Origin of the sequence: Plantibacter sp. MMLR14_011 (assembly GCF_001865025.1) — a bacterium.
Taxonomy (GTDB): domain Bacteria; phylum Actinomycetota; class Actinomycetes; order Actinomycetales; family Microbacteriaceae; genus Plantibacter; species Plantibacter flavus_A.
In genome coordinates, this window is the sequence record NZ_MJGW01000083.1 from 40,674 (window position 1) to 67,123 (window position 26,450).

The 26,450-nt window shown below is 70.4% G+C and carries 22 protein-coding genes; 12 read left to right on the plus strand and 10 right to left on the minus strand.

The features are described 5' to 3' along the window. Nucleotides 1-80 precede the first annotated feature (80 nt). Nucleotides 81-722 (minus strand): PadR family transcriptional regulator, encoded by a 642-nt coding sequence (locus tag BIU99_RS17845; RefSeq protein ID WP_064294197.1) that lies wholly within the window; start codon nt 720-722, stop codon nt 81-83. Nucleotides 723-816: 94 nt separating this feature from the next. On the opposite strand from BIU99_RS17845, the gene BIU99_RS17850 reads away from it, so the two are divergent. Then, nucleotides 817-1,755, plus strand: a complete 939-nt coding sequence (locus BIU99_RS17850) for a phosphoribosylaminoimidazolesuccinocarboxamide synthase (protein ID WP_071262420.1) — start codon at nt 817-819, stop codon at nt 1,753-1,755. 13 nt (nt 1,756-1,768) lie between these two features. Here the strand turns inward: BIU99_RS17850 and BIU99_RS17855 are convergent, their stop codons facing one another. The 7 genes from BIU99_RS17855 to BIU99_RS17885 all read right to left on the minus strand — a co-directional run bounded on the left by BIU99_RS17855 (nt 1,769) and on the right by BIU99_RS17885 (nt 9,697). Beyond that, the gene (locus BIU99_RS17855) at nt 1,769-2,473 is read right to left on the minus strand and encodes a hypothetical protein (protein WP_139205499.1); all 705 of its coding nucleotides are present in this window, start codon (nt 2,471-2,473) and stop codon (nt 1,769-1,771) included. Nucleotides 2,474-2,684: 211 nt separating this feature from the next. Then, nucleotides 2,685-3,812: a zinc-binding dehydrogenase gene (locus tag BIU99_RS17860; protein ID WP_064294194.1), complete on the minus strand. Its 1,128-nt coding sequence runs from the start codon at nt 3,810-3,812 to the stop codon at nt 2,685-2,687. Between the two features lie 19 nt (nt 3,813-3,831). After that, a complete protein-coding gene (locus BIU99_RS17865; protein WP_231884278.1) occupies nt 3,832-4,632 on the minus strand; it encodes an HAD family hydrolase in 801 nt (266 codons plus the stop codon). Further along, the gene (locus BIU99_RS17870; RefSeq protein ID WP_254773651.1) at nt 4,629-5,891 is read right to left on the minus strand and encodes a TIGR03364 family FAD-dependent oxidoreductase; all 1,263 of its coding nucleotides are present in this window, start codon (nt 5,889-5,891) and stop codon (nt 4,629-4,631) included. Before BIU99_RS17870 ends, BIU99_RS17865 begins: the two co-directional genes overlap by 4 nt. Continuing rightward, complete coding sequence (gene phnE / locus BIU99_RS17875; protein ID WP_064294193.1) at nt 5,888-7,645, minus strand: phosphonate ABC transporter, permease protein PhnE; 1,758 nt, start codon at nt 7,643-7,645, stop codon at nt 5,888-5,890. Before phnE ends, BIU99_RS17870 begins: the two co-directional genes overlap by 4 nt. After that, on the minus strand, nt 7,645-8,640 hold the full coding sequence (gene phnC / locus BIU99_RS17880; RefSeq protein ID WP_079001426.1) for a phosphonate ABC transporter ATP-binding protein: 996 nt from the start codon (nt 8,638-8,640) through the stop codon (nt 7,645-7,647). Before phnC ends, phnE begins: the two co-directional genes overlap by 1 nt. A 136-nt stretch (nt 8,641-8,776) precedes the next feature. Continuing rightward, nucleotides 8,777-9,697 carry a phosphate/phosphite/phosphonate ABC transporter substrate-binding protein gene (locus tag BIU99_RS17885; protein WP_071262421.1) on the minus strand — a complete coding sequence of 307 codons (921 nt, stop codon included), beginning with the start codon at nt 9,695-9,697 and terminating at the stop codon, nt 8,777-8,779. A gap of 262 nt (nt 9,698-9,959) precedes the next feature. On the opposite strand from BIU99_RS17885, the gene BIU99_RS17890 reads away from it, so the two are divergent. Together BIU99_RS17890 and BIU99_RS17895 are read left to right on the plus strand one after the other, a co-directional pair. Continuing rightward, the gene (locus BIU99_RS17890; RefSeq protein ID WP_254773652.1) at nt 9,960-11,105 is read left to right on the plus strand and encodes an alpha/beta hydrolase; all 1,146 of its coding nucleotides are present in this window, start codon (nt 9,960-9,962) and stop codon (nt 11,103-11,105) included. 57 nt (nt 11,106-11,162) lie between these two features. Beyond that, on the plus strand, nt 11,163-12,593 hold the full coding sequence (locus tag BIU99_RS17895; protein ID WP_071262423.1) for an alanine--tRNA ligase-related protein: 1,431 nt from the start codon (nt 11,163-11,165) through the stop codon (nt 12,591-12,593). Nucleotides 12,594-12,606: 13 nt separating this feature from the next. Here the strand turns inward: BIU99_RS17895 and BIU99_RS17900 are convergent, their stop codons facing one another. Beyond that, nucleotides 12,607-14,658, minus strand: coding sequence for a bifunctional lysylphosphatidylglycerol flippase/synthetase MprF (locus BIU99_RS17900; RefSeq protein ID WP_083397454.1), 2,052 nt, complete (start codon nt 14,656-14,658; stop codon nt 12,607-12,609). A 54-nt stretch (nt 14,659-14,712) separates the two neighbouring features. Continuing rightward, entirely contained in the window at nt 14,713-16,308 is a 1,596-nt protein-coding gene (locus tag BIU99_RS17905; protein WP_071262425.1) for a PucR family transcriptional regulator, read from the minus strand. A gap of 156 nt (nt 16,309-16,464) precedes the next feature. On the opposite strand from BIU99_RS17905, the gene gabT reads away from it, so the two are divergent. From gabT to BIU99_RS17950, 9 genes are all read left to right on the plus strand, one after another. Next, nucleotides 16,465-17,829 (plus strand): 4-aminobutyrate--2-oxoglutarate transaminase, encoded by a 1,365-nt coding sequence (gene gabT, locus BIU99_RS17910; protein WP_071262426.1) that lies wholly within the window; start codon nt 16,465-16,467, stop codon nt 17,827-17,829. A 146-nt stretch (nt 17,830-17,975) separates the two neighbouring features. After that, entirely contained in the window at nt 17,976-19,442 is a 1,467-nt protein-coding gene (locus BIU99_RS17915) for an NAD-dependent succinate-semialdehyde dehydrogenase (protein ID WP_071262427.1), read from the plus strand. A gap of 240 nt (nt 19,443-19,682) precedes the next feature. Further along, a complete protein-coding gene (locus BIU99_RS17920) occupies nt 19,683-21,041 on the plus strand; it encodes an NAD(P)/FAD-dependent oxidoreductase (RefSeq protein ID WP_071262428.1) in 1,359 nt (452 codons plus the stop codon). A gap of 156 nt (nt 21,042-21,197) precedes the next feature. After that, entirely contained in the window at nt 21,198-22,094 is an 897-nt protein-coding gene (locus BIU99_RS17925) for a universal stress protein (RefSeq protein WP_064294184.1), read from the plus strand. Next, nucleotides 22,091-23,668: an APC family permease gene (locus tag BIU99_RS17930; RefSeq protein WP_071262429.1), complete on the plus strand. Its 1,578-nt coding sequence runs from the start codon at nt 22,091-22,093 to the stop codon at nt 23,666-23,668. The genes BIU99_RS17925 and BIU99_RS17930 overlap by 4 nt, the downstream gene beginning before the upstream one ends. A 105-nt stretch (nt 23,669-23,773) precedes the next feature. Further along, the gene (purS, locus tag BIU99_RS17935; protein ID WP_064294182.1) at nt 23,774-24,034 is read left to right on the plus strand and encodes a phosphoribosylformylglycinamidine synthase subunit PurS; all 261 of its coding nucleotides are present in this window, start codon (nt 23,774-23,776) and stop codon (nt 24,032-24,034) included. Further along, nucleotides 24,031-24,732, plus strand: coding sequence for a phosphoribosylformylglycinamidine synthase subunit PurQ (gene purQ, locus BIU99_RS17940; protein ID WP_071262430.1), 702 nt, complete (start codon nt 24,031-24,033; stop codon nt 24,730-24,732). The genes purS and purQ overlap by 4 nt, the downstream gene beginning before the upstream one ends. A 179-nt stretch (nt 24,733-24,911) precedes the next feature. Continuing rightward, nucleotides 24,912-25,619 (plus strand): FadR/GntR family transcriptional regulator, encoded by a 708-nt coding sequence (locus tag BIU99_RS17945; protein WP_071262431.1) that lies wholly within the window; start codon nt 24,912-24,914, stop codon nt 25,617-25,619. A 132-nt stretch (nt 25,620-25,751) separates the two neighbouring features. Then, a partial coding sequence (locus BIU99_RS17950; RefSeq protein WP_139205500.1) for a DUF222 domain-containing protein occupies nt 25,752-26,450 on the plus strand: 699 nt, incomplete at its 3' end.

The window sequence follows — 26,450 nt, forward strand, 5'->3', positions numbered from 1 at the left end:
TCTGCATGGAGGACGGGTTCGCGTTCGGGACGCGAGGATGAGCGGGACCGCCGGCCGGACTGGTCGGTCGTCCCGGAGGTTCACGGGGAGGGTGTCGGCTGAGAGGACACGGGCGGGGTCGCCGCCTGCTCGTGGAGTGGCGCACGGGTCCCCGGCACGTGCCAGGCGAGTGCACCGTCGGCGATCTCGGCGAGGAGCGATTCGAGGTGGGCGATCTCGGCGCGCACCATGGCGGCCGAGTAGGGGACGTTGATCCAGTACACGCGCGGGATCCCGCGTTCGAGCGCCCACGTCATGCGGCGATCGAGGTCGGCGAGCTCGGCCTCCTGCCGGAGGATACGGGTCTCGAGCAGCATCCGCACCTCCTCGGCGCCCAGTTCGTGGGCCTCGGACAGCGCGAGCCCGAGCTCCGGGTACTCGTTCGTGGGGGTGCTGAGCAGCTCGCGCAGCCGCTCCCCCAGCAGGTGCCGACCGAGGTCGGTGATCTCGAACGTGGTGCGCTCGGGACGGGCTCCCTCGCGGTCGGTCCCGGAAGCGAGCACGAGGCCGTCGGCCTCGAGTCCGTAGACGGCGCGGTAGAGCGAGCCGGGACTCACCTTGACGACGCGGTCCTCCTGGCGGTGGAGCGCGAGTTGGTACATCTCGTAGGGGTGCATGGGTCGCTCGGCCAGATACCCGAGCGCGGCGACGGCGAGCGGACCGAGCGGCTTGACCTTGCCCATGACCCCCACCATCGTTCCGCTCGAACTATTCCACATGGAATATACGCTGCCGTCGACGCTGACGCAAGGCCGACGATCGGCCAGAGAGGAGGCCATGCGCGATAATGAACGAGTGAGCGCACCCTCGGAGACCAACGCCTGGAACCACGTCTACTCGGGCAAGGTCCGCGACCTGTACGAGCCGGCCGCCGGCCCCGACGACCTCCTGCTCGTCGTCGCGAGCGACCGGGTGAGCGCCTTCGACCATGTCCTCGAGCCGGGCATCCCCGGCAAGGGCGATCTGCTCACCAGCCTGAGCCTCTGGTGGTTCGACCAGCTCCGCGAGGTGCCGAACCACCTCGTGCCCGATCATGAGCTCGACGCCGCGGGCGTCGCGGTGTCCAGCATCCCGGTGGAGTTCGCCGGGCGCGCGATGCTCGTCAGGAAGCTCGACATGTTCCCCGTCGAGTGCGTCGTCCGCGGCTACCTCACCGGCTCCGGCTGGAAGGAGTACGTCGCGAACCGCACCGTCTGCGGCATCCCGCTGCCCGAGGGTCTGCGCGACGGCGATCGCCTGCCCGAGCCGCTGTTCACCCCCGCGTACAAGGCGCCGCTCGGCGAGCACGACGAGAACATCTCGTTCAGCCGCATGGTCGAACTCATCGGCGAGGACGACGCGGTCGCACTGAAGGACCTGTCACTCGGCATCTACGAGACGGCATCGCTCACGGCGGAGCGTCACGGCGTCATCCTGGCCGACACGAAGTTCGAGTTCGGCCGCAACCCGGCGACCGGCGTCATCACGCTGGGCGACGAAGTGCTCACCTCCGACTCAAGCCGATACTGGGACCGCGACGTCTACCTGACGAGCGACGACCCCACCGCACGGATGGCGAGTTTCGACAAGCAGATCGTCCGCAACTGGTTGGCCCACAACTGGGACCAAAACGACGCCTCGACGCCCACACCACCCACCCTGCCTGCCGAGATCGTCACGCAGACGGCCGCCCGCTACCGCGAACTCCTCGAGCGCCTCACCGGCACCGGTCGCTGATCGAAGGTACCGGTCAGCTCGTCTTCCGACGGGCACGGAGCCGAGCGCTGTCGGCCAGGATGGCCTGCGCATCGGGCAGCGGCCCCTCCGGCACGATGACACCCATGAGCGTGGCCGTCTTCTCGAGCGCGTCGCGTGCATCGTCGGCCGCGAGCCGTGCCTCGACGAGATCGCATGAATCGTCACTGCCCACCTCGCTGCGTGTGCCGCTGCGCTCCACGAGCTCCCGCTGCAGCCGCTCCGCAGTGGCGTACATGCGCGTCAGCGTCCAGAGCGAGGTCCACGGAAGGTCGTCACTCAGCCCGATGAGGTGATCGTTGAGCGGATCGATCCACCGCGACGGCTGGTGTCCGCCGTCCAGTCGGCGGCGGCGGTTGCGTCGCTCGGCCGACGCGAGCAGGAGGACGGCGACGAGGATCGCACCGAGCAAGGCGCCGACGACGTCGAGTCCGGGCGCCCAATCCGGGTCGAAGCCGGGGAGTGACACGGACGAGCGTTCGTCGTGCACGAGCCACCACTCGACCAGCACGCCCGCCGTCGCACCGAGGACGAAGCCCGTGAGGAGGAGGAAGGCACCGAGCAGGAGGGTGATCCTCCGCCGCAGCTGGTGACCGCGCTGCTGACCCTCGGTGAGCTCGCCTCGTTCCGCGAAGGGATCCACGACCATGAGGCGACCACCGACACGGACCACCCCGGGGTGGCGAGTCGTGACCGTCATGGCCCGAGGATACCCCACAAGGTGGGTCATGCGGCGGGATTCACGAGCCGAGATCGGCGGAAATCCGCGGCGGATCGACCGCGGTGGCCCCCGGAATGGGGGCGCCCGAAGGGGTCACGCCGCCTTGGCGGGCCGTCGCCGAGCCGTCGTCGGGACCCCGCCTGGCTCATCGGACGATCCGCGCCAGGTCGAAGCGCACCCCGTGGTCCGTTCAGGGTCGTACCCCGACGCGCGGGAAGGTGCCCGACGCGGCTGCGGCGAGCGCGTCGTCGACGTCCTGCAAGGGGAACTCCGGGCCGACGAGTTCGGCGAACGGATACCGACGCCACGCACCGGTGAGGAAGTCGACCGCGCGGGCCAGATCCCGCGGTCGGTAGTTGTGTGCCCCGCGCACCGTGAGGAGGCGTCGGACGATGCGTTCGGCGTCGATGCCGAGCGGTGCACCGGGCGACACACTGCCGACGAGGACAGCTGTTCCACCGATCGACAGCGACGCGATGGCGGCGTCCACGGCACGGGCGTCGCCGGACATCTCGATGGCGACGGGGAAGCCCTCCACACCCGCCGCGAGGTGTGCGGCGTCGAGGTGCTCGGCGGCGCCGATCGTGGGGTCGACCGTCGCGATGGCGCCGAAGCGGCCGGCGAGCAGCCGGCGGGCGGGGTCCGGATCACTCACGACGACGCGCGCCCCGGCATCGGCCGCCATGGCCGCGACGGTCAACCCGAGCATCCCGGCGCCGGTCACGAGCACCGCCGTGCCGGGCAGGTCGTGCCCGGCCGCATCCAGTGCGGCGATCGCGGTGGCCGTCGCGCAGGACGCGGGCGCGAAGACGGCGGCGGGCGGCGTCTCCCCCACGATCACGATGGCCGTGCCCTCGAGGAGTTCGACGTGGGTCGCGAACCCGCCGCTCAACTCCCAGCCGCGGTGGACCCGGTCGTGCCCGTACTTCGCGAGCCTGCGGCACTTCTGCTCCAGGCCGGCGGAGCAGCGATCGCAGACGCCGCAGCTCACGACGACCGACCACACGACCCGCATCCCAGCGACGAGGACGGTGCCGTCCACCGCGGTGACGGGTCCCCCGACCGCCACGACGCGTCCCACCTGTTCGTGCCCGAGGACGAGCGGTGTGGCGGCGTCACGGTGCCCGAGGACGGTGTGCACGTCGGAGCCGCACACGGTCGCCAGTTCCACCTCGACGAGGACGTCCCCCGGCCCGAGCGTCACCCCGGGCACCGCCATCGCCTGGTGCGGGTGCCCAGGCCCCTGCCAGACCATCGCGATCGGCGACGGTCTGATGAAGACGTCGTTGCCCTCGTGCGCGGTGAGCGTCGTGTGCATGGTTCCCCCGGTCGGTCGTTCAGTCGAGACCGAGCAGCGCGGGCAACTCGGCGATGCTCGTGATGATCTCGTCGGCGCCCGCCTCGAGCAGCGTCTCCTCGTCGTGCGCTCCGGTGAGCACCCCGACGACGAGCCCGGCGCCGGCGTTCACCCCGGACAGCATGTCGCTGGCCGTGTCGCCGACGACGACCATGGTGTCGACGGCGCTCGCACCGAACCGGAGGAGCGCCGTCAGCGGCAGGTCGGGCGCTGGACGCCCTCGGCCGGCGTCGGCGGGCGACAGGGCGTCGTCGGCGAGTTCGGACCACCCGAGGCTCGCGAGGAGCGCGTCGCGCGTGGCGGGGGCGAACCCGGTGGTGAACACGACGCCCACGCCGAGCTCGCGGAGCCGCCGCACCGTGTCCTCGGCTCCGGGGATCGCCTCGACGCGCCCCTCGCCGACGAGGCGCTCGTAGGCCGCTTCGAAGGTGGCGTTGCCTGAAGCGGCTCGAGCCTCGTCGCCGTCGGTCAGCATGAGGAACACGTCGAGCTTCGACTGGCCCATCGTGTCGCGGACGAGCTCGATGGCCGCGTCGAGCGCGTCCTCGGTGTCGATGCCGATCGTCTCGGCGGCGACGCGGAAGGCGTCCTCGACGACGCCGTCGTCCGAGACCGTCGTCCCGGCGAGGTCGAGGACCACCAGTTCGAGCAGGAGGTCCTCCTCGTGCGCGTCGTCGAACCCGTCCTCCAGCTCGTCGAGGTCGTCGAGGTCGGTCTCCACGTCGTCGACGGGGTCGGGAGCGGTGGTGCTGTCCTGCTGGGATCGATCGATGCTGGTCACGAGAGGCCTTTCTGAAGGTGGGCTGATGCGGCGCGGACACTGGTCGGCTGCGCCGGCGAGAAGGTCGGGCCGAGGTGCTCGGCGACGGCCAGCTCGCCGAGTGCGGGTCCGGTGGTCATCCCGATGCCCGTCGTCGCGGCGACCACGCGGACGCCCGGGGTCGGTTCGTCGATGAGCAACTCCTCCGGGGCGGTGGCGTAGACGCCCTGCCAGCGTTCGAGGACGTCGAGCCTCGTCCCGAACAGCGCGCTCCCTGCCCGGAGGAGTTCGTCGAAGGCGTGCTCGGACTGGAACGGGGAGACCGCCTCGCCGCGGCTGTGGGTGTCGCCGAGGATGATCGAGCCGTCCGGCAGCTGGGTCGCCATGAGGTTGACGTCGAGCGAAGCGAGCCCGGGGTGGTCCTGCTGCAGTCGCTCCCGGAGTGCCGGGATGGCGGGCGAGTCGGCGAATCCCGCGTAGCGCAGGAGCGACCACCCGGTCAGGAGCGGCGCCGGCATCGGCATCGGGAGCTCGGCGCGCACCCGGACCATGTCGAGCGCGCATCGACGGACGACCGCCCGCTCGGCCAGCTCGGGCAGCAGCGTGTCGATGTCGTGGTTCACCGCGACCACGGTGAGGCCTGCGGCGATGACGCCGCGGCTGGTGTCGACGAAGCCGGAGCGCAGTCCGGTCACCGTCGTCCGGCGCCGGAACTCGACACCGCGGCGTTCCAGGTACGCCGTGACGGCGCCCAGGGCCTGACGCGGATTCACCTGGAGATCGCGTGGCAGCCAGGCGCCGCCCACCACGTCGTCGGCGCTGATCGGCACCTGCTGCAGGAACTCGGCCGCGTCGTACAGGCGGACGTCGGCCGCGGCACCCGCCTGAGCACGGGACGCCGCGAAGTCCTCGAGGACGCGCAGCTCGTCGAGGTGCCGGGCGACCACGTGCGTGCCCGAACGCCGGACCCACAGCCCCGCGTCCTGCTCGAGTCGTTGCCAGATCTCGGCCGAACGCGCGGCGAGGCGCGAGGCGAGCCCGGCCTGCGGCGTCGCCGCCAGGTGGCCGAAGTTGCGGACCGACGCGCCCTGGGCTTCAGCCGCGCGTTCGACGACCACGACCTCGGCACCGGCGTCAACGGCGGCGAGCGCCGCCGACAGCCCGACGATGCCGCCTCCGACGATCACGACATCGGCGCGATCGGCCGAAGCACCCAGCGAGCCGACGCCGAGGCCGACCCGCGCCGCCGACACCCCGCCGCTCATCCGTCGTCCGTTCACGAGAACACCCTCCGCATCCACATGGCGATGCCCTCGACGACGAGGACCACCGCGAGGATCATCAGCACGATGGCCGTGACCTGGTCGTAGTTCCCGCCCTGGTCCGCCTGGATCAGGTAGTAGCCGATGCCGCCTCCGCCGACGATGCCGAGCATGGTCGCGGCGCGGATGTTCGTGTCGAGCGTGTAGAAGGTGTGCCCGACCAGCGCGCGGGCCCCCTGCGGGAGGGTCGCGGCGGCGTAGACCTGCGGTCGGGTCGCCCCGACGGCGATCAGCGCCCGTTCCGGTCCGGGCGCGACCTCCTCGAAGGAGTCGGCGATGAGCTTGCCGAGGAGGCCGATCCCGCAGATGCCGAGCGCGAGCGTCCCCGCCTGGGCACCGAGCCCGGTGACGACGATGAGCAGGATCGCGAGGATGAGCTCCGGGATGCCGCGGATGCCGACGAGCGCGAACCGGGCGCCGGTGCGGACACCACGGTTCGGGGCGACGTTCCGTGCGGCGAGGGACCCGATGACGATCGAGCAGACGAGGGCGATGAGGGTCGCCGCGAAGGCGATCGCGACGGTCTCGAACATCGCCTCGACCATCTGCTCCGTCGTGCGCATGCCGAACGACGGCGGCCAGAGACGGGCGAGGACGTCGGGCGCCTTCGCCCAGAACGTCACGAGGTCGCCCCACTGGATGTCGGACACGACGACGCCCCAGACCACCACCGCCACGGCGAGCCAGGCACCGACGGTGTCGCGGACGCGGGCCGGCGTCCAGGGTCGCTTCGCTGCAGCGGCGATCCGGGACTCGGCGCTCGGAGCAGCGGTCGTCCGGCTGCTCCCATTCACCGCGCGACGCGCGTCCCGACCCGCGGCCACCCGACGCACGACGCGGTCACCGAGTCCGCGTCCGGTCGGCTGTACCCCGAGCATCACGGTGCGCACGGTGCTCGACACGATCTCCATGACGACGCACAGCGCGAAGATGACGATCGCGAGTCCGATGCCGAGCGAGTAGTCGAGTGACTTGAACGCGAGCGACAGTTCACGGCCGAGGCCGAGGACGCCGACGTAGCCGAGCAGGACCGAACCGCGCAGGTTGATGTCGCCGCGGTGGAGGACCGTGGCCACCCAGGACGGGAGGACCTGCGGCAGGACGCCCGAGGTGAACTCCTGCAGCTTCGAGCCGCCGGCTGCCCGGATCGCGAGTCGCGGCCCTTCGTCGACCTGCTCGATCGCGTCCGCGAAGAGCTTCGAGATCATCCCGACGGAGTGCAGCCCGATCGCGATGATGCCGGGCAGCGATCCGAGCGAGAACATGAGCACGAGGATCATCGCGATGACGACGTCCGGCACGGCACGGCTGAGCACGCCGATGAACCGACCGACTGCGCGCCAGGCCGGTCCCGGGGTCGTGTTGGCGGCTGCGAGGTACGCGACCGGGATGGAGAGCACCGCAGCGAGGACGGTGCCGGAGATCACGATCCCCAGGGTCAGGGCGGTGAGCGACAGCAGTTCCCCGGGCGGCGGGAACGTGATCGTCCCCACCCGGTTGAAGAAGTTGACCGCGTTGCCCCAGCTCGCCACCATGTTCGGGATCGAGATCCCGACCTCGAGGAGCGAGTAGACCGAGAACGCGAGCAGCGCGACGAGCGTGAGCACGGCGGCGATCGTCTGCGGGCGGAGCCGACCGACCGGGACGGGTCCGGAGAGTCCGGGCGGGCGGTCGGCGGGCGGTGCCGTCTTCGCGGGCGCGGTGACGACCATCAGCGGGTCCTGCCAGGTCGACGGAGCTCGTCGGGCTCGCGGCCGTCGACATCGGCGTCGAACTCCCACTCCGGTTCGTCGGGGAGTTCGTCCTCGCCCACGCGCTCCTCGACGCCGAGCAGGCCGCGGAGGTCGTCGTCGGGGTCGCCGAGCAGCTCGTCGGTCTCCAACTCCACGGCGATCGCCTGCAGCTCACGGGTGCTCGTCGCGACCCGGCCGTAGATCTCCATCACCTCGGTCTTCGACAGGCCGTCGGTCGTGGTGTCGAGGACCACCTCGCCGTGCCGGAGACCGACGATACGGTCGCCCCAGGAGAGCGCGAGGTCGACCTGGTGCAGGCTGCACACGACGGTGAGTCCACGGTCGATCGCGATCTCACGGATGAGGGCCATCACCTGCTCGCTCGACTCCGGGTCGAGGGAGGCGACGGGCTCGTCGGCGAGCAGGATCTCGGGGTCCTGCATGAGCGCTCTGGCGATGGCCACGCGCTGCTGCTGACCACCGGAGAGGGTGTCGGCGCGCTGGTAGGCGCGCTCCAGGAGGCCGACGCGATCGAGGTGGCCGAGCGCCTTCATCTTCAGGTTGCGGCCGTAGCCGAGGATGCCGAGACGTGGTCCGCGGACGCCCGCCAGCGAACCGGTCAGGACGTTCTCGAGGACGGTGAGCGACGGGACCAGCTCGAACTGCTGGAAGACGAACCCGACGCGGGCGCGGAGCCGGCGCAGGGCGCGCTGCCCGAGGGCCGGCACCTCGTCGCCGAGGACCGAGACGGACCCGGCGGTGGGCCGCTCGAGACCGTCCAGGTGACGGAGGAGCGTCGACTTGCCGGATCCCGACAGGCCGAGGAGGACGACGATCTCACCGCGACGGATGTCGAGGTCGACGCGCTGCAGGGCGACCGTCCGGTCGAAGCGCTTCGTGACCCCGCGGAGACGCACGAGTGGTTCCGCTCCGTCGGGTGCGGTGTGACGCGCCTGCTGCTCGGTGACGCTCATGACTGCTGCCTCTCGTGAGGTTGGTGGTGATGCGGACGTCGCACCGCGACGGGCTTGGTGACCTGGAAAGGAGCACCGGCCACCGCCCTTCGACAAGCTCAGGAACCGCTTGTCGAAGGGCGTGCCGGTGCTCAGATCAGGCCTGGCACTGCTTGGCGTTGGTCTTCTTGCAGATGTCGCGGATGGTGTCGTAGTACGCGTCGTCGACCGGCGAGGTGCCGTAGAAGGTCGCGCGGAAGGCGTCGCTGTCGGCGCTCTTCACGCCGGAGTCGATGATCTGGTCGATCGTGACCTCGGAGAGGGCCTTCTCGAGCTTCTCCTTCACGTCGGCGGGCAGGGAGTCGGACTCGACGATCGGCGCACCGGGGACCATCGTGCGGTCGATGACCTTCACGCCGTCGTTCTTCTCGACCTCGGAGTCCTCGGCGAAGCCCGCCTCGCACTCGACGCCCTCGGCGGTCTTCGTCACCGAGACGTCGTGCTTGCCGGCGAAGACCGGGGTGATGTCCTGCTCGGGGTCGATGCCGGCCTCGAGCAGGTTGTAGCTCGGGAAGAGGTACCCGGACGTCGAGGACGGGTCGACGAAGCAGACCTTCTTGCCCTTGAACTCCTCGATCTTGCTGATCGACGAGTCCTTCGGGACGATCGCCTCGGAGTAGTAGCCCGGCTCCTGCCCCTCGACGGTGATGATCGACGAGATCGGCGTGATCTTGGCCCCGTTGTTGAGCGCGGTCACGTAGGTGAAGCCGGAGAAGGACGCGACGTCGATCTTGCCGGCGACGGCCGCCTCGATGAGGGCCGCGTAGTCGGTCGACTCGTGGTATTCGACCTTCTTGCCGGTCTCCTTGGCGATGTAGTCCATGAGCGGCTGGTAGTTGGTCTGCGTGTCGACCGAGTCGGGGACGACGCCGAAGACGAGGGTCTGGTCGTCGACCGCGAAGGTCCCGGCCGCGGCGGAACCGGTGTCGGTGGCGCTGGCGCTCGAGCAGGCGGCCAGGCCGATCGAGAGGAGGGCGGCGGCGCCGAGCGCAGCGACGCGGGTGAGGGAGAGCTTCATGTGCTGGGACGTACCTTTCAGAAGGACCGATGCACCCGCCCGCTCCGCGCGTGGCTCCGGTGGAGCGGAACCGCGAGTGACCGACGCGGGCACTGCTGTGTGCCGTACGTGTGATCACGCTACGAGCGGCACCCGAACAGGGCCGGGCCTCCCGGTGAACAGGAGGTGAAGCCGCGCGGAAGGATCGATCAGGCAAGCCACGGTCGTCGTCTGCCGAGCCCGCCTAGACTGCTGGGATCCGCCCATCCGAGCAGCAAGGCAGGTGAGTCGTTTGCCTCTCGACCCGATCTTCGTCGAACGAGCGCGGACGCACCGCGCCTACCTCATCTCGACCGCACTCGAGCAGGCGAAGGCCTTCTTCCTGCGGCCGAAGACGACCACCGTCGCACGCCCGAAGCCCGCTCCCGCCGCGGACCCGAAGTCGACCTCCCCGAAGGCCACCGGACCGAAGGCGAAGCCCTCGAGCCCGACGGCGAAGGCCACCACCGCCGAACCCCGCCGCAAGAAGACACGCGCACAGCACCGCAAGGCCGCGCGGAACTGGGACAAGAAGGAGCTCGCGACCGTCGGCGTCCCGGGCCCGGAGCTGCGCATCGAGGAGCACACGATCGCGGTCGCCGGCTTCCCCGACGTCCGGATCCGGCTCTATCACCCGCCCACGGCCGACGGACACCAGGCGGTGCCCGCGGTCCTGTCCTTCTTCGGTGGGGCGTTCCGCATCGGCGGGATCGACTACCCGACGACCGACGCGGGGTTCCGTCGTCGGGCGGCCGACGCCGGCGTGGTCATCGCCGCCGTCGACTACGCGCTCGCTCCCGAGCACCGGTACCCGACCCAGCTGGAGCAGGCCCACGCGGCGCTCGAGTGGCTGTTCGCCCAGGCCACGACGCTCGGGATCGACACGGGGCGGATCGCCGTCGCCGGGGTGTCCGCCGGCGGCAGCATCGCGGCGGCGCTCACGCTCGCGAACCGTGAACGCGGCCGGCTGCCCATCCGACTCCAGCTGCTCGAGGTGCCGGTCACGGACCTCACCGGCGGCCACATCGACCTCCGTCCTGTGCGGGAGATGGGCATCCCGAGGATCTTCGCGATCAAGGAGCTGCGCTCCGTGGCGAAGACCTACCTCCTGGACCGACGTCAGGCGAAGGAGCCGCACGCGTCGCCCCTCCTCGCCCGGTCGCACGCGGACCTCCCCCGCGCCGTGATCCTCACGGCCGAGTACGACCCCCTCCGCGGTGACGGCGCGGCCTACCTCGCCGCGCTCCGGGCCGACGGCGTCGACGCGAGCGGGACGATGTACCTGGGCGCGACGCACGACACCCCGATCTTCGGCGGCGTGCTCCCTGCGGCCCGCCGCTGGCACGACGACGTCGTGACCGCCCTGCGGTCACTCCACGACGCGGACTGAGTCGGGTCGCCGCGCCAGCGGCTTCCCCTCGGACCGGAAAGCTGGAATCGTGTCGGCATGGACGCCCACGACATCCGGAACGCCTACCTCGACTTCCTCGAACGGAACGGCCACGCGTTGATCAAGCGGGCTCCGCTCGTCCCGCGCGGCGACACGAGCACCCTCTTCAACGGCAGCGGGATGCAGGCGCTCCTGCCGTTCCTCCTCGGTGAGGATCACCCCGATGGGAGGCGGTTGACCGACAGCCAGCCGTGCGTCCGGGCCCAGGACATCGAGGACGTCGGCGACAACCGGCACACCACCTTCTTCGAGATGCTCGGCAACTGGTCGCTCGGCGACTATTTCAAGGAGACGCAGATCCGGCAGTTCTTCACCTTCCTGGTCGACGTCGTCGGACTGGATCCGGAGCGGATCTCCGTCACCTGCTTCATCGGCGATCCCGCGAACGGCATCCCGCGCGACGACGAGGCCGCGTCGATCTGGGCGTCGGTGTTCGCCGAGCGCGGGGTCTCCAACGGGATCGCGGAGATCGGCTCCCAGGCCGACGGCGACGCCCGCGGGGTGCGGCCCGGCGAGCGGATCTTCTTCTACGACGGCGGCGAGAACTGGTGGTCCCGCGGCGGGTCACTCGAGGGCACCCCGATCGGCGACCCGTGCGGCCCCGACAGCGAGGTGTTCTACGACTTCGGCCCCGAGTTCCAGGACCCGTCGTACGGCCTCGCGCATCCCGCGAGCGACGGCGGACGGTTCATGGAGATCGGCAACCAGGTGTTCATGCAGTACCGACGGCGCGAGGACGGCTCGTTCGAGGAACTCGCCAGACGCAACGTCGACTTCGGCGGCGGCCTCGAACGCATCGCCGCCGCGTCGATCGACTCCGACGACGTCTTCCGCATCTCGCTGCTCTGGCCCATCGTCGCGCGCCTCGAGGAGCTCACCGGGAGACGCTACGAGGACGAGACCACCGCCATGCGCATCATCGCCGACCACCTGCGGGGTGCGACCTTCCTCGCGGTGGACGGTGTGCGTCCGTCGAACAAGGAGCAGGGCTACGTCATGCGACGACTGCTCCGACGGGCGATCCGGCTGGCGCTCTCGCTCGATCTCCACGAGAACTTCTTCGGCGAGATCGTGCCCGTCATCGCCGGGTTGTACGCCGACGACTACCCGGAGGTGGCCGCCGCCCGCGACGAGGTCGTCGCCGTCCTCGTCAAGGAGGAGCAGTCGTTCCGGCGCACGCTGGGCGCAGGGCTCCAGATGGTCCAGGGGTACGCCGGACGGATCATGACGGGACACGACGTGTTCCGGCTGTCCGACACGAACGGCTTCCCGAAGGAGCTGACCATCGAGGAGGCCGGGCGCCTCGGCATCGAGGTCGCTTCCGACTGGGAGACGGAGTTCGCCGCCGCCCTCGCCGAGCAGCGAGCGCGGTCCCGCGGGGCGACACACCTCGGCGCAGCGGGACTCCCGGGCGGCGACACCGCCTGAGGGCCGGCCTCGCTCAGTCGCGCTTGAGCATGTCGATGCCGGCGCCGGCGAACTGCCGGAGGGTCGCGTCCGGCAGGAACGCACGGGTGAGCGCCGCCGCGATCCGCGTGAGGTCGCCCTCGTCGCGGTACAGGAGGTAGATCGGCTCCGATCGCGGGTTGAACTTCTGCTTGAACCGGTGGAGGGACGAGAAGCCGTACACGGGCTCCAGGATGCCGCTGAGCTGACCCAGCAGGTGCGCGATGCGGCCCTCGTCGTCCTCCACCCGGTGTGCGAGCGGCGCACCCGAGAGCGAGAGGATCTGCGCGCCCTCCTCGGCGAAGACCTTGGCCGAGGAGGCGATGAGGAACTCCATGACCGAACCGAAGCCCTCCTCGCGGCGCCGCATGAGGTCGAGCGTCCATCCGCGGTGCTCGCCGTCGGGGCCGAAGACCGGGAGCCAGCTGAGGAAGCCGTCGACGTCGCCGTCCGGCGAGATCGCGAGTGCCAGACGGACCTCGGGGTCGTCGGCCTCCTGCAGGGTCCCGAGGGTGAACCGCATCTCCGGCAGACCCTTGTCGCCGACCCAGCCCTCGGAGATGGCGCGGATCTGCTGTCGGACGCCCCACGTCTCGGCGGCGTAGGTGCTCATCCGGAAGACCATCCCCTCGCGCTCGGCCTTGTTGAGCGCCGTGCGGATGTTCGACCAGGCCTTGCCGGTGAACGCGAGACCGGGAAGGTCGACGATCGTGTCGTCCGCGATGATGAGGTCGCGCCATCCCTCGGGCATCGCGTCCTTCGTCCCCTGGCTGGAACTGAAGAAGCACGGGATGAGGGAGTCGCGCTCGGCCGCCTGGACGAACTCCGCGACGCTCGCCCGCAGGTGATCCGGTGGGCCGAGCGGGTCGGCCAGCACGATCGCGACACCGGCGTGCTTCTGGTAGGGCACGAGGCCCACCGAGGTGCGGAAGTACTCCATGCCGTCCCACGTGGCCATCCAGGAGAGCGAGCCGCCGCCCTCGGTCCGGATGAGCGCGCGGGCGTCGTCCGCCGACGGCAGGTCCTGCTGCTGCTTGCGCCCGACGCCGAGCTGTCGGCGTCGGTGGGATGAGAACGCGCTGCGGGTCGCGACGAGGTAGACCAGGAAGGCGAGCCAGAGCACCGACGTCGCCAGGAACACGTCGGTGTCGCCCCAGTCGATCGGGAGGTCGGCGGGATCGAGCGGCGACAGCGCCAGGTACAGGACCGCGACCAGGACGTTGAGGATCGCCCAGACGACGCTCAGCACCCACGCCCAGCGACGACCGAGCCGCAGGCCGTTGGCGACGACGATGATCACGACCGTGTCGATCGCGACGTCGAGCCACGGGCCCTCCGCCGGAGCGGTCGGACCGAACGGGCCGTTGGTCGGCACGAGCAGGGCGACGATCTGGACGACGCCGAGGGCCACGCTCGTCGTGAACGCGAGCAGTCGGCGCTCGCGCACACTGGCCCGCTGGATGCGGAAGGAACGGTTCACCGCGAGGACGAAGAGCACCGCGAAGGCGTGCTCGAGGTCCGCGAGCGACCCGATGAAGAGGACCCCGATCGCGGCGTAGGACGCGACGATGATCCAGCCCCGCTGCCGCCACGGAGAGGCGAAGAGCGACACGCACGCGGCGAAGCAGGCCATCGTCCCGCCGGAGGGACCGACGTCGAGCATCCCGGCGAGGCTCGTCGCCCACGGCCAGGGCAGTTGACTCGCGGCCCAGAGGAACCCGGCGGTGGCGAGGACGGCGACGAGCTGACCGGCGGCGAAGGTGATGAGCGCGACCTTCGATCCCCGCCACCACTCCAGCAGGCCGACCCAGGCGAACCCGATCACCGCGAACACGTAGGCCCACGGCTCCACGACGAGGAACGTCCCGGTGACGGGAGTCCACCAGCGCCCGGCCTCGAAGGCGGGCAAGCCGTAGGCGACCGCGTCCCACCACGGTTGCGCCGTCGTCGACTCCCAGAGGCCACGCCCGACGACACCCACGACGAGGACGACCAGCACCAGGGCGATCGTGACCGGCACCCGGGCGACCACCGTTCGGATCCTCATGCGCGCCGCCCCCTTCGTGGTTCCACGGAGCACACGCGCGCCGTGCGGTCGAGGCTACAGAACGGCCTCGCGGGACCGCAACGCATCCCCGTCCGGCAGGCTGGCCAGCGCGAGCCAGAGTTCGGCCCGAGCGGCGAAGGTGTCGAGCGGTCGCCCGAGCACCTGTTCCACCCGGGTGATGCGGTTGCGGAGCGTGTGTCGATGGATCCCGAGTCGCCGCGCGGCGGGCTCCCACTGGCCGTTCGCCTCGAGCCAGCCGCGGAGGCTCGGCACGAGGTCGGAGCCCTCCTCGCGGTCGACGCGGAGCACGGGCTCGAGCAGTTCCTCGGCCACGGCGGCGGCGCGGACGGGGTCGAGCAACCCTGCCATCCCTGCCGCGGCGAGCGCCCCGAACCGCACGACGGCCTCGCCTGCGGAGACGGCGTGCTCGTGCGCGGAGACAGCCTGCTCGATCCCCGTCGGCAGATCAGCGAGCGCGAGGGATCGGGAGAGTCCGAGCCGGCGTGCGGGGGCCGCCGCGATCACCGCCTCGACCGCCCGATCGACGTCCGTCTCGGTGTCCCCCTCAGCCGCTGCGAGAAGCAGGACGGGCCGTCCGTCCTGCTCGGCGACGAAGAGCGAACCCGGACCGAGCGTCTCGGCCCGTTCCAGCTCGGTGAGGAGCGCCTCGCGCCCGTCGGTCGGCCCGGAGCAGACGCCGACACGAACAGCTCCGCTCGGCAACGGCGTGCCGAGCTGTTCGGCGACCTCGCGCGCCGCGGTGGCCTGTCCGGCGCGGAGCAGCTGCCAGACACCGGTGCGCAGCGAGCGCCCCGCCCGTCCGAGTGCGCCGCCCTGCTCGAGGGTGAGCCCGGCGATGGCGACGACGGAGGTCACGACGCTCTGGGCCGCGGCGTCCAACGGGCCGTCGGTCCCGTCGATGGCGAGCACGCCCCGGAGGTCCCCGCGCCGACCGAGGGTCTGGAGCGACACCGTGCGGGTGCGGCTCGCGAGCGTCGCCCCCGAACGCTGTCCGCGGCTCAGGAGCATGGTGGCCTCGCCGGCCACCCGCTCCAGGAGGCGCTCGGCCTCGGGACCGGCGGTGGGCCCGTCGCCCGCGATCGCCACCGGGGTCGCGTGCGCGTCGAAGAGCACGACCCAGGCGCCGAGGGACCGCGCGAGTTCGGTGACGACGGCGACCGTCGCGTCGGGGCGGAGCGCGGCGAACGCGATCGCGCGCTGGGCGCCCAGTGCCCAGGCGTCCCTCGCCCGAGCCGCCTCGGTGAGGAGGTCGGCCGCGTACCGGATGACGGCGATGAACGGCGTGCGGTACGGGACCTCGACGAGCGGCATCCCGTGCGCCGCGCAGGCCTCGGCGAGTTCCGGCGGTGTCCCGGCCGTGATCACCTCGGTACCGAACCCCAGTCCGGCGACACCGGCGTCGGCGAGGCGGGCGACGTACGCCTCGACCTGCGTCGTCGACACGGCGGTCCCGAACTGCGTGCCCGTCGTGAGCAGCACCTGGTCGGCGAGGAGGAAGGGCGTGGGGTCCGGCAGGTCCGACCCGGAGACCCAGGCGACCTGCCGGTCGAGGGCGCCCTCGGTTCCTGCCACCACGAGCTTCAGGCCGAGCGCACGGTGGTTGAGGAGGTCCTGCAGCGTCGGTGCCATGGCGCGAGTCTACGCAGGGATGCCGGATCGTCCAACTGAAGCCGCTGGTATGGACAGACTGTCGACTGTACCGATGCGGACCGCTGCCTAGCCTGGTGGCACTGCTCGCGGACGACCTCGGCGCCCCCGCCGGACGCGGCAGCCGAAGGAGTACCGATGACGAGCAGCACCGCAGCCCCCGCGCCCTCCATCCTCGGCGGACCCTCGCTCCCCCAGGAACGTCGCCTCGTCACCGCCATCCCCGGACCGATCTCCGAGGAACTCATGGCCCGGAAACACGCTGCGGTCGCGTCCGGCGTCGGCACGACGATGCCGGTGTTCGCGGCCGGCGCGGGCGGTGGCGTCCTCGTCGACGTCGACGGCAACTCCCTGATCGACCTCGGGTCCGGCATCGCCGTGACCGGCGTGGGCAACAGCAACCCGCGCGTCGTCGAGGCCGTCACCCGACAGCTGCAGGAGTTCACCCACACCTGCTTCACCATCACCCCCTACGACTCCTACGTCGAGGTCGCCGAGGCGCTCAACCGCCTCACCCCCGGCGACCACGCCAAGCGGACGGCACTGTTCAACTCGGGCGCCGAAGCGGTCGAGAACGCGGTGAAGATCGCCCGCAGCCACACGAAGAAGCAGGCGGTCGTCGCCTTCGACCACGCGTACCACGGCCGCACGAACCTGACGATGGCCCTCACCGCCAAGTCCATGCCGTACAAGAGCGGTTTCGGTCCCTTCGCCTCCGAGGTGTACCGCGCACCGCTGTCCTACCCCTTCCGCGACGGCGGGCTCACCGGCCCCGAAGCGGCGCAGCGCGCGATCACCCAGATCGAGAAGCAGATCGGCGCAGACAATCTCGCGGCGATCATCATCGAACCCATCCAGGGCGAAGGCGGCTTCATCGTCCCGGCGGACGGCTTCCTGCCGGCCCTGCTCGACTGGGCCCGCACGAACGACGTCGTCTTCATCGCCGACGAGGTGCAGACCGGCTTCGCCCGCACGGGTGCGATGTTCGCGTCCGAGCGCTTCGACATCGTGCCCGACCTCATCATCACCGCCAAGGGCATCGCGGGGGGCCTGCCACTCTCCGCCGTCACCGGACGCGCGGAGATCATGGACGCCCCGCACGCCGGCGGGCTCGGTGGCACCTACGGTGGCAACCCACTCGCCTGTGTCGCCGCCCTTGCGGCGATCGAAGCGTACGAGGAGGAGGACCTCGCAGCCTCGGCCCGGGCGATCGAAACCCGCATCGTCGACCGCTTCACCGCGGCGCAGACCTCCGACCCGCGCATCGGCGACATCCGCGGGCGCGGCGCCATGATGGCGGTCGAGTTCGTCGACCCGGCCACCGGCGAGCCCGACGCCGCCCTCACAGCACGCGTCGCGAAGGCCTCTCACCAGGCCGGCGTCATCGTCCTGACCTGCGGCACCTACGGCAACGTGGTCCGCTTCCTCCCACCACTGACCATCCCCCTCGAACTGCTCGACGAAGGACTCGACGTCGTCCTCGAGGCGCTCGCCGCGAACTGACGCCACACCCGCCGGTCCCTGAGCCTGTCGAAGGGCAGGGACCGAGGCGGCCCCCGCAGCACAACCCCGGACCCTGAGCTTGTCGAGGGGCATGCACGCTGAAACACTGTGACCGACGGCACCGACACCACCAAGGAGCTCCCCCCATGACCGACGCACGTGAAACCGATCTGCTCGCCAAGGTCCCGAACGGCCTGTTCATCGGAGGCGTCTGGCGCGACGCGACGGAGGGCGCGACGCTCGACGTGAGCGACCCGTCCACCGGCGACGTCATCAAGACGATCGCGGACGCCTCGGTCGCCGACGGCACGGCGGCCCTCGACGCCGCGGTCGCAGCCCAGGACGAGTGGGCGGCGACCGCTCCCCGCACCCGCTCCAACATCCTCCGGAAGGCCTTCGACCTCCTGCAGGAGCGTCGCGAGGAGTTCGCCCTCCTCATGACGCTCGAGATGGGCAAGCCGCTCGCCGAGGCGAACGGCGAGGTCACCTACGGTGGTGAGTTCCTCCGCTGGTTCTCCGAGGAGGCCGTCCGCATCTCGGGACGCTACGGGTCGAACCCCGAGGGCACCGGCATGATGACCGTCTCGCAGCACCCCGTCGGCCCGTGCTTCCTCATCACCCCGTGGAACTTCCCCCTCGCGATGGCGACCCGCAAGATCGCCCCGGCGCTCGCAGCCGGCTGCACGGTCGTCGTCAAGCCCGCCGAGCTCACCCCGCTCACAACCCTGTACTTCGTGAAGCTGCTCGAGGACGCCGGGCTCCCCGCAGGCGTCGTGAACGTCATCACCACCTCCAGCTCCTCCGCGGTCTCCGGCCCGATCATCGCCGACCCGCGGCTCCGCAAACTGAGCTTCACAGGATCGACGGCCGTCGGTCAGAAGCTCATCGAGCAGTCCGCGAAGAACGTCCTCCGCACCTCGATGGAGCTCGGCGGCAACGCCCCGTTCGTCGTGTTCGAGGACGCCGACCTCGACAAGGCCGTGGAGGGCGCGATGGCCGCCAAGTTCCGCAACATCGGACAGGCGTGCACCGCGGCGAACCGCTTCATCGTCCACCGCGACGTCGCGGACGAGTTCGCGAAGCGCGTCACCGACAAGGTGAACGCGTTCCGCATCGGTCGTGGTACCGATGACGGCGTGACGATCGGCCCACTCATCGACGACCGCGCGGTCACGAAGGCGAAGACCCTCGTGGGCGACGCCGTCGAGCGCGGCGCCGAGGTCCTCACCGGCGGCGAGGCCGTCGACGGACCGGGCACCTTCTTCCAGCCGACGGTCGTCACCGGCGTCGTGCCGGGGTCCGACATCCTCCGCGAGGAGATCTTCGGCCCGGTCCTCGCGATCGTGCCGTTCGACGACGAGGATGAGGCCGTGCGGCTCGCGAACGACACCGAGTACGGGCTCGTCTCCTACGTGTTCACCACCGACCTCGCCCGCGGACAGCGCATGATCGGCCGTCTGCAGACCGGCATGATGGGCCTCAACGTCGGCGTCATCTCGAACGCCGCAGCACCGTTCGGTGGGGTCAAGCAGTCGGGCATCGGACGCGAGGGCGGGCTCGAGGGCATCCACGAGTACCTGTACACGAAGTACACCATGACGCCCATCGGCTGATCTACCTCGGTCGGCACAACGGAAACCGTCGCCGATCGCCGATCCGACCGGCGACCTCGCCATCCTCGGTTCCATCCGACCGCCGAATCCGCCATACTCGACTATCGGCGCCGGGCCCGAGCACCACCCGAGCACCACCCCGGTCCCGAGCACCACCCGGTCACCCGAGCACCACCCGGTCACCCGAGCACCACCCCGGTCCCTGAGCTCGTCGAAGGGCCACGAACAGGAAGACACCTCATGAGCGCTATCGAACGCGACGTCGTCATCATCGGCGCCGGGGCCTCCGGGCTCACGGCCGCCACCAAGCTCCGGGCGGCGGGCCTGTCCGTCGCCGTCCTCGAGGCGCGCGACCGCGTCGGTGGTCGCCTCTGGACGAACCACATCGACGGAGCCATGCTCGAGCTGGGCGGCCAGTGGGTCTCCCCCGACCAGACCGCGCTGCTCGCCACGCTCGAGGAGCTCGGGCTCGACACCTACTCCCGGTACCGCGAGGGCGACAGCGTCTACGTCAATGCCGAGGGCGTGCGCACCCGCTTCACGGGTGACATCTTCCCCGTCGCCGAGTCGACCGCAGCGGAGATGGAGCGACTCATCGCCCTGCTCGACGAGCTCGTGGAGGAGGTCGGCGTCTCCGAGCCGTGGGCGCACGCCCGGGCGAAGGAGTACGACCGCATCTCGTGGAGCGCCTGGCTCGCCGAGCAGACGGACGACGCCGAGGCGCGCGACAACATCGCCCTCTTCATCGCCGCCGCGATGCTCACGAAGCCCTCCCACTCCTTCTCGCTCCTGCAGGCGCTCCTCATGGCGGCGTCCGCCGGCAGCTTCACCCACCTCGTCGAGGCCGACTTCATCCTCGACAAGCGCGTCGTCGGCGGCCTGCAGCAGGTCCCGATCAAGCTCGCCGAGGCCCTCGGCGACGACGTCCACCTGTCCTCGCCCGTGCGTCGCCTCGAGTGGTCCGACGCCGGCGTCTCGGCCGAGGCGGACAGCGTGACGGTCAACGCGCGGTACGCGATCGTCGCCGTCCCGCCGAACCTCTACTCCCGCATCGACTTCCAGCCGCCGCTGCCGCGCCTCAGCCACCAGATGCACCAGCACATGTCGCTCGGGCTCGTCATCAAGGTCCACGCCGTGTACGAGACGCCGTTCTGGCGCGCGGACGGCCTGTCGGCCACCGCGTTCAGCCCGTACGAGCTCGTCCACGAGGCCTACGACAACACGAACCACGAGGACCCGCGCGGCACGCTCGTCGGGTTCGTCTCGGACGAGCGCGCCGACGAGGTCTTCAAGCTGAGCGCCGAGGAGCGTCGCGAGCGGATCCTCACCTCGCTCTCCCACTACTACGGCGAGCAGGCCCTCTCCCCCGTCGTCTACTACGAGAGTGACTGGGGCAGCGAGGAGTGGACGCGAGGCGCGTACGCGGCGAGCTTCGACCTGGGCGGCCTCTCGCGTTACGGCGCCATGCAGTCGACGCCGGTCGGTCCGATCTTCTGGTCGACGAGCGACCTCGCCGCCGAGGGCTACCAGCACGTGGACGGCGCGATCCGCAAGGGCGCCGACACCGCTGAGGCGATCATCGCCCGCCACCAGGCGTAGCGATCCGGGGAGCGGGGCCCGCTCCGCTCCCCGCCCACCACCTCCGGTCCCTGAGCTTGTCGAAGGGCCACCCCCGTCGATACCCTGCACCAACGAAACACCCGCACGCCGCCGTGCAGTCCGGCACCTTCGCACCCGATCGAAAGCGAACACCAGATGAGATACATCGTTGGCTACACCGATACGCCGGCGGGACGCGACGCGCTCGCGCTCGGCATCCGGATCGCTCGGACCACCGGAGCCCGGCTCGACATCGTCCTCGTGCTCGCGAACGAGGAACGCCCGACGATCACCCCGGCCGATCCCGGGTACGAACGGTTCCTCCGTGAGACGGCCGAACGCTGGCTCGCCGAGGCGCTCGACGCGGTCCCAGCCGACATCACCGCCAAGACGCACCTCGTGTACGACGAGTCGTTCGCCGAGGGCCTCTTGGAGGCCTCCCGCATCCTCGAGGGCGGGCTCATCATCATCGGTGCGGCGCGCGGTGGACTCCTCGGGCGGTTCACGCTCGGCAGCGTCGCGAACACGCTCCTGCACTCGGCGGTCGTCCCGGTCGCCCTCGCTCCGGTCGGCAGCCGGGACCTCCTCGAGGCCCAGCCCACCGGAGGAACGGTCAGCCGGATCACCTGCGCGATCGGCACCCGTGCCGGCGCGCACCAGCTGCTCGACGCGGCCATCGTCGTCGCAAAGAACGCGGTCATCCCGCTCCGGCTGGTCTCGCTCGTCGCGCTCGACCAGCCGGAGGGCGCCGAGCACCCCGAGGCGACCGCAAGGGCCGAGTCGCACGCGGCGGAGGTCCTCGCCTACGCGACCGAGCACCTGCCGAAGGACATCGACGTGACCACCGAGATCGCCTCGGGCACCCGCATCGAGGACGCCGTCTCGAACCTCGAGTGGAAGCCCGCGGAGATCGTGCTCGTCGGTTCCAGCCGACTCGCCACCCCGAAGCACCTCTTCCTCGGCTCCACGGCAGCGAAGATGCTGCGTGAGCTCCCCGTACCCATGGTGGTCGTGCCCCGCGACTCCGTGCTGACCCTCGGAGACCCGACATGACTCCTCCCGAAACCACCCCGCCTCGCGACGTCGCCCACCCCGAGACGACCGCGACGGGCGCCCTCTCCAAGAAAGGCCTCGGCGCCGGCACCGTCGGCCTCATCGGTGCGATCGTCATCGGCATCTCGTGCATCGCCCCGGCGTACACCCTGACCGGCGCCCTCGGTCCGACGGTCGCGGAGGTCGGCACCCACGTGCCGGCCATCTTCCTCGTCGGCTTCATCCCGATGCTGCTCGTCGCCTTCGGCTACCGGGAACTCAACAGCCGCATGCCGGACTCCGGCACCTCGTTCACCTGGGCGACGCGCGCGTTCGGCCCGTGGGTCGGTTGGATGGCCGGTTGGGGCCTCATCGCCGCGACCATCGTCGTGCTCTCGAACCTCGCGGGCATCGCGGTCGACTTCTTCTACCTGATGCTGTCGCAGATCTTCCAGAACCCCGACATCGCCGGCCTCACGTCGAACCCCTTCATCAACGTCATCACCTGTCTGGCGTTCATGCTCGGGGCGACGCTCATCTCCTACCGCGACATGCAGACGACGCAGAAGCTGCAGTACGTGCTCGTGGGCTTCCAGTTGCTCGTGATGGTCCTGTTCGGCATCGTCGCCTTCGCGCACGTGGCGGGCGGAGACGCGTTCGACGCCCTCCCGATCTCGCTCGACTGGTTCAACCCGTTCGCCGTCGGCTCGTTCAGCGCCTTCGCCGCCGGCCTCTCACTCTCCATCTTCATCTTCTGGGGTTGGGACGTCACGCTGACGATGAGCGAGGAGACGAAGGGGTCGAGCTCGACGCCGGGCAAGGCCGCCACCGCGACCGTCATCATCATCGTCGTCCTCTACCTGTTCCTGTCGGTCGCGCTCATCAACTACGCGGGCGTCGGCGACGGCGAGTTCGGTCTCGGCAACGAGGACATCCAGGGCAACGTGTTCTTCTCGCTCGCGGGGCCCATCCTCGGCCCGCTCGCGATCCTCGTGTCGATCGCGGTGCTGTCGTCCTCGGCCGCCTCACTGCAGTCGACGTTCGTCTCCCCTGCGCGGACCCTGCTCGCGATGGGACACTACGGCGCGCTGTCGCCGAAGTTCTCGAAGGTGCACCCGAAGTTCTTCACGCCCGGCTACGCGACGATCGTCTCGAGTGTCGTCGCGTCGGCGTTCTACGCGGTCATGCGCTTCATCTCCGAGGACGTCCTCTGGGACACGATCACGACCCTCGGCATGATGATCTGCTTCTACTACGGCCTGACCGCGTTCGCGTGCGTCTGGTACTTCCGGAAGCGGTGGTTCTCGAGCGCACGGAACTTCTTCTTCCAGTTCTTCTCCCCGCTCGTCGGCGGTCTCATCCTGGGCGTGCTCTTCTTCACCACGATCATCGAGAGCGCGGACCCCGACTACGGCAGCGGGTCGAACATCGGCGGTGTCGGGCTCGTGTTCATCCTCGGCATGATCATCATCGTGGCGGGCATCGTCATCATGCTCATCCAGGCGAAGCTCCGACCGGACTTCTTCCGCAACAAGACGCTCGCCCGCGGCATCGCCGGCGACGCGAACGAAGCGGACGCCGCCCTCCCGGAATGACCCGCTGACCACGACGCGGCGCCGAGGCACCGCCGTCGGACGGGCGTCGTGCGCTCGGCGCTAGACTGTTCGCATCCCCGCCGCGTCGCAACGAAAGAGACCTCCGTGCCGACCATCGTCGTAGAAGTCATGCCGAAAGCCGAACTGCTGGACCCCCAGGGCAAGGCCGTCGCCGGCGCCCTCGCGCGTCTCGGCAAGAGCGAGTTCACCGATGTCCGCATCGGCAAGCGGTTCGAGCTCACGGTCGACGGCCCCATCACCGACGCCACGCGCGCCACGGTGCAGCAGATCGCCGACGACATCCTCTCGAACGCCGTGATCGAGGACGTCGTGGCCATCCACTACCCCGAGGGCTCCGAGGCATGACGACCCGTATCGGTGTCATCACCTTCCCCGGTTCACTCGACGACCGCGACGCCCAGCGCGCGGTCCGCATGGCGGGTGCCGAGCCCGTCGCGCTCTGGCACGGCGACCACGACCTCCAGGGTGTCGACGCCGTGATCCTGCCCGGTGGCTTCAGCTACGGCGATTACCTCCGTGCCGGCGCGATCGCCGCGGTCTCGCCGATCATGACCGAGCTGAAGGACGCCGCCGGCAAGGGCATGCCGATCCTCGGGATCTGCAACGGCTTCCAGATGCTCGTCGAGGCGCACCTGCTGCCCGGTGGCCTCATCCGGAACGCCCACCAGCAGTTCATCCGTCGCGACCAGCTGCTCACGGTCGAGAACGCCGACACCGCCTGGACCCACCAGTTCTCGAAGGGGCAGGAGATCACCATCCCGCTCAAGAACGCCGACGGCGGCTACATCGCCGACGCCGAGACCCTGGCACGCGTCGAGGGCGAGGGCCTCGTCACGTTCCGCTACGCGGGCGTGAACCCGAACGGTTCGCTCGACGACATCGCCGGCCTCACGAACCCAGCCGGCAACGTCGTGGGCCTCATGCCGCACCCCGAGCACGCGATCGAGCCCGGTTTCGGTCCCGACACCCCGGTCGCCATGCGCTCCGGTGTCGACGGTCTCGCCTTCTTCACGAGCGCGGTCCAGGCCCTCCAGGCGGTCTAGCCAACACACGTCGTCTCCACGCCCGTCCCGATCCGTCGGGGCGGGCGTGTTGCGTCGATGGGCGCATCCCTGAGCCCCGCCCGGTCCCTGAGCCCCACACCGTGGTCCCTGAGCCTGTCGAAGAGCGGCCAGCAGCACCGGCTACCATCGACACTGGTCGGACCAATCGAGGGGGCAAGATGGCGGAGCCGCTCGAAGCGCTCGTGGCGAGGCTCGTTGAGCTGGCCACGCCGGAGCCCGGCACCTCCGCGCGGCGTCTGCCGCCCGAACGCGAACTCGGCGAGGCACTGCAGATGAGCCGCGGCGCCCTCCGCGAGCAGCTCGCCGTCCTCGAACGGCTCGGCTTCCTCCACCGCACCCAGGGTCGGGGCACCTCCATCGACGCCCCGGGCGACGACTTCGTCCGCAGTTGGTTCACCATCTCCCGTCAGCTGGGCTACCTGTCCGACGACCAGTTCGCCCGGTCGCGCATGATGCTGGAGGAGACCGTCGCCGAGGCGGCGGCCGGGCTCGTCACCGACGAAGCGGTCGCGGTGCTGCGCGGCGACGTCGACCGCATGATCGCCGCGACGCTCGCCGAGGATCACGATGCGGCGCTCGAGGCCGACGTCGACTTCCACAGCCGACTGAACGCCATCGTCGACGACCCGATCTTCCGACTCATGCACGAGGGCTTCAGTCACGTGCTCCGCGAGACGATCCGGCAGCGTCGACTCCGCGCGCTCGAGGTGGAGCAGCCGGACGAGCGCGGCGTCCGGCGGACCGACAGCGTGCATTACGCCGTCGTCGATGCCCTGGCCGCTCGAGACGCCGAGGCCGCAAGGCGCGCGATGCGCCAGCACTTCGAGGACTGGTTGCAGCTCGAAGCCGACGACGCCGCGAGCTGACGCGTCGCGACTCCGCCCCCGTCCGGGCAACCTCAACCGGTCCCTGAGCCTGTCGAAGGGCACACGAGGACACCTCCACAACCGGGCCGACTCAACATCTGGAATGTCAGTGGTCCATGATGGACTGGTTCCATGACCGAGACCAGCACCACCGCGATCCGCGCGAGCGACGAATACGCCGCGCGCCTCGCGGAGTTCTCGGACCAGTACGCGGACATCCAGCGGCGTCGCGCCAAGCTGGACGCCGAGGAGGCCCGACTGCTGGCCCGTTCCGCTGCCTACGCGGACGCCTTCGCCGACGCCACGGTCCCGGCGATCTTCCCGCCGGCGGAACGGCAGGCCCTGTCGCGCCGGTCGACCTGTGCGGCGCTCGCGATGGCGACACGGACGCCGGAACGGACCGTTCAGCGTGCGACCAACGATGCCGAACTGCTCGTCAACGAAGCGCCGGCTGTGCTTGCCTCACTTGAGGCCGGTCGTATCTCCGCCCGTCATGCGCAGACGATCATGGACCAGCTCGGCGACGTGCCGACCGCAGGGCGAACGGTGTTCCTCGCTGAGGTCCTGCCGGTTGCGGAAGAGTCGACCAACGCGAACCTCCGCAGACGCGCCCGCATCCTGCGCGAGCGACTGCACCCCGAGTCGATCACCGCCCGCGCCCGGCGGTCCGAGGCGGACCGTCGGGTGGAGTTCGAGCCCGCAGCGGACGGCATGGCCTGGGTGCATCTCTTCACCACGGCGCCCATCGCCCAGGGCATCATCGAGCGCGTCGAGGCCGCCGCAGCGGAGTCACGCGCAGCCGGCGAAACCCGCACGTGCGCACAACTGCAG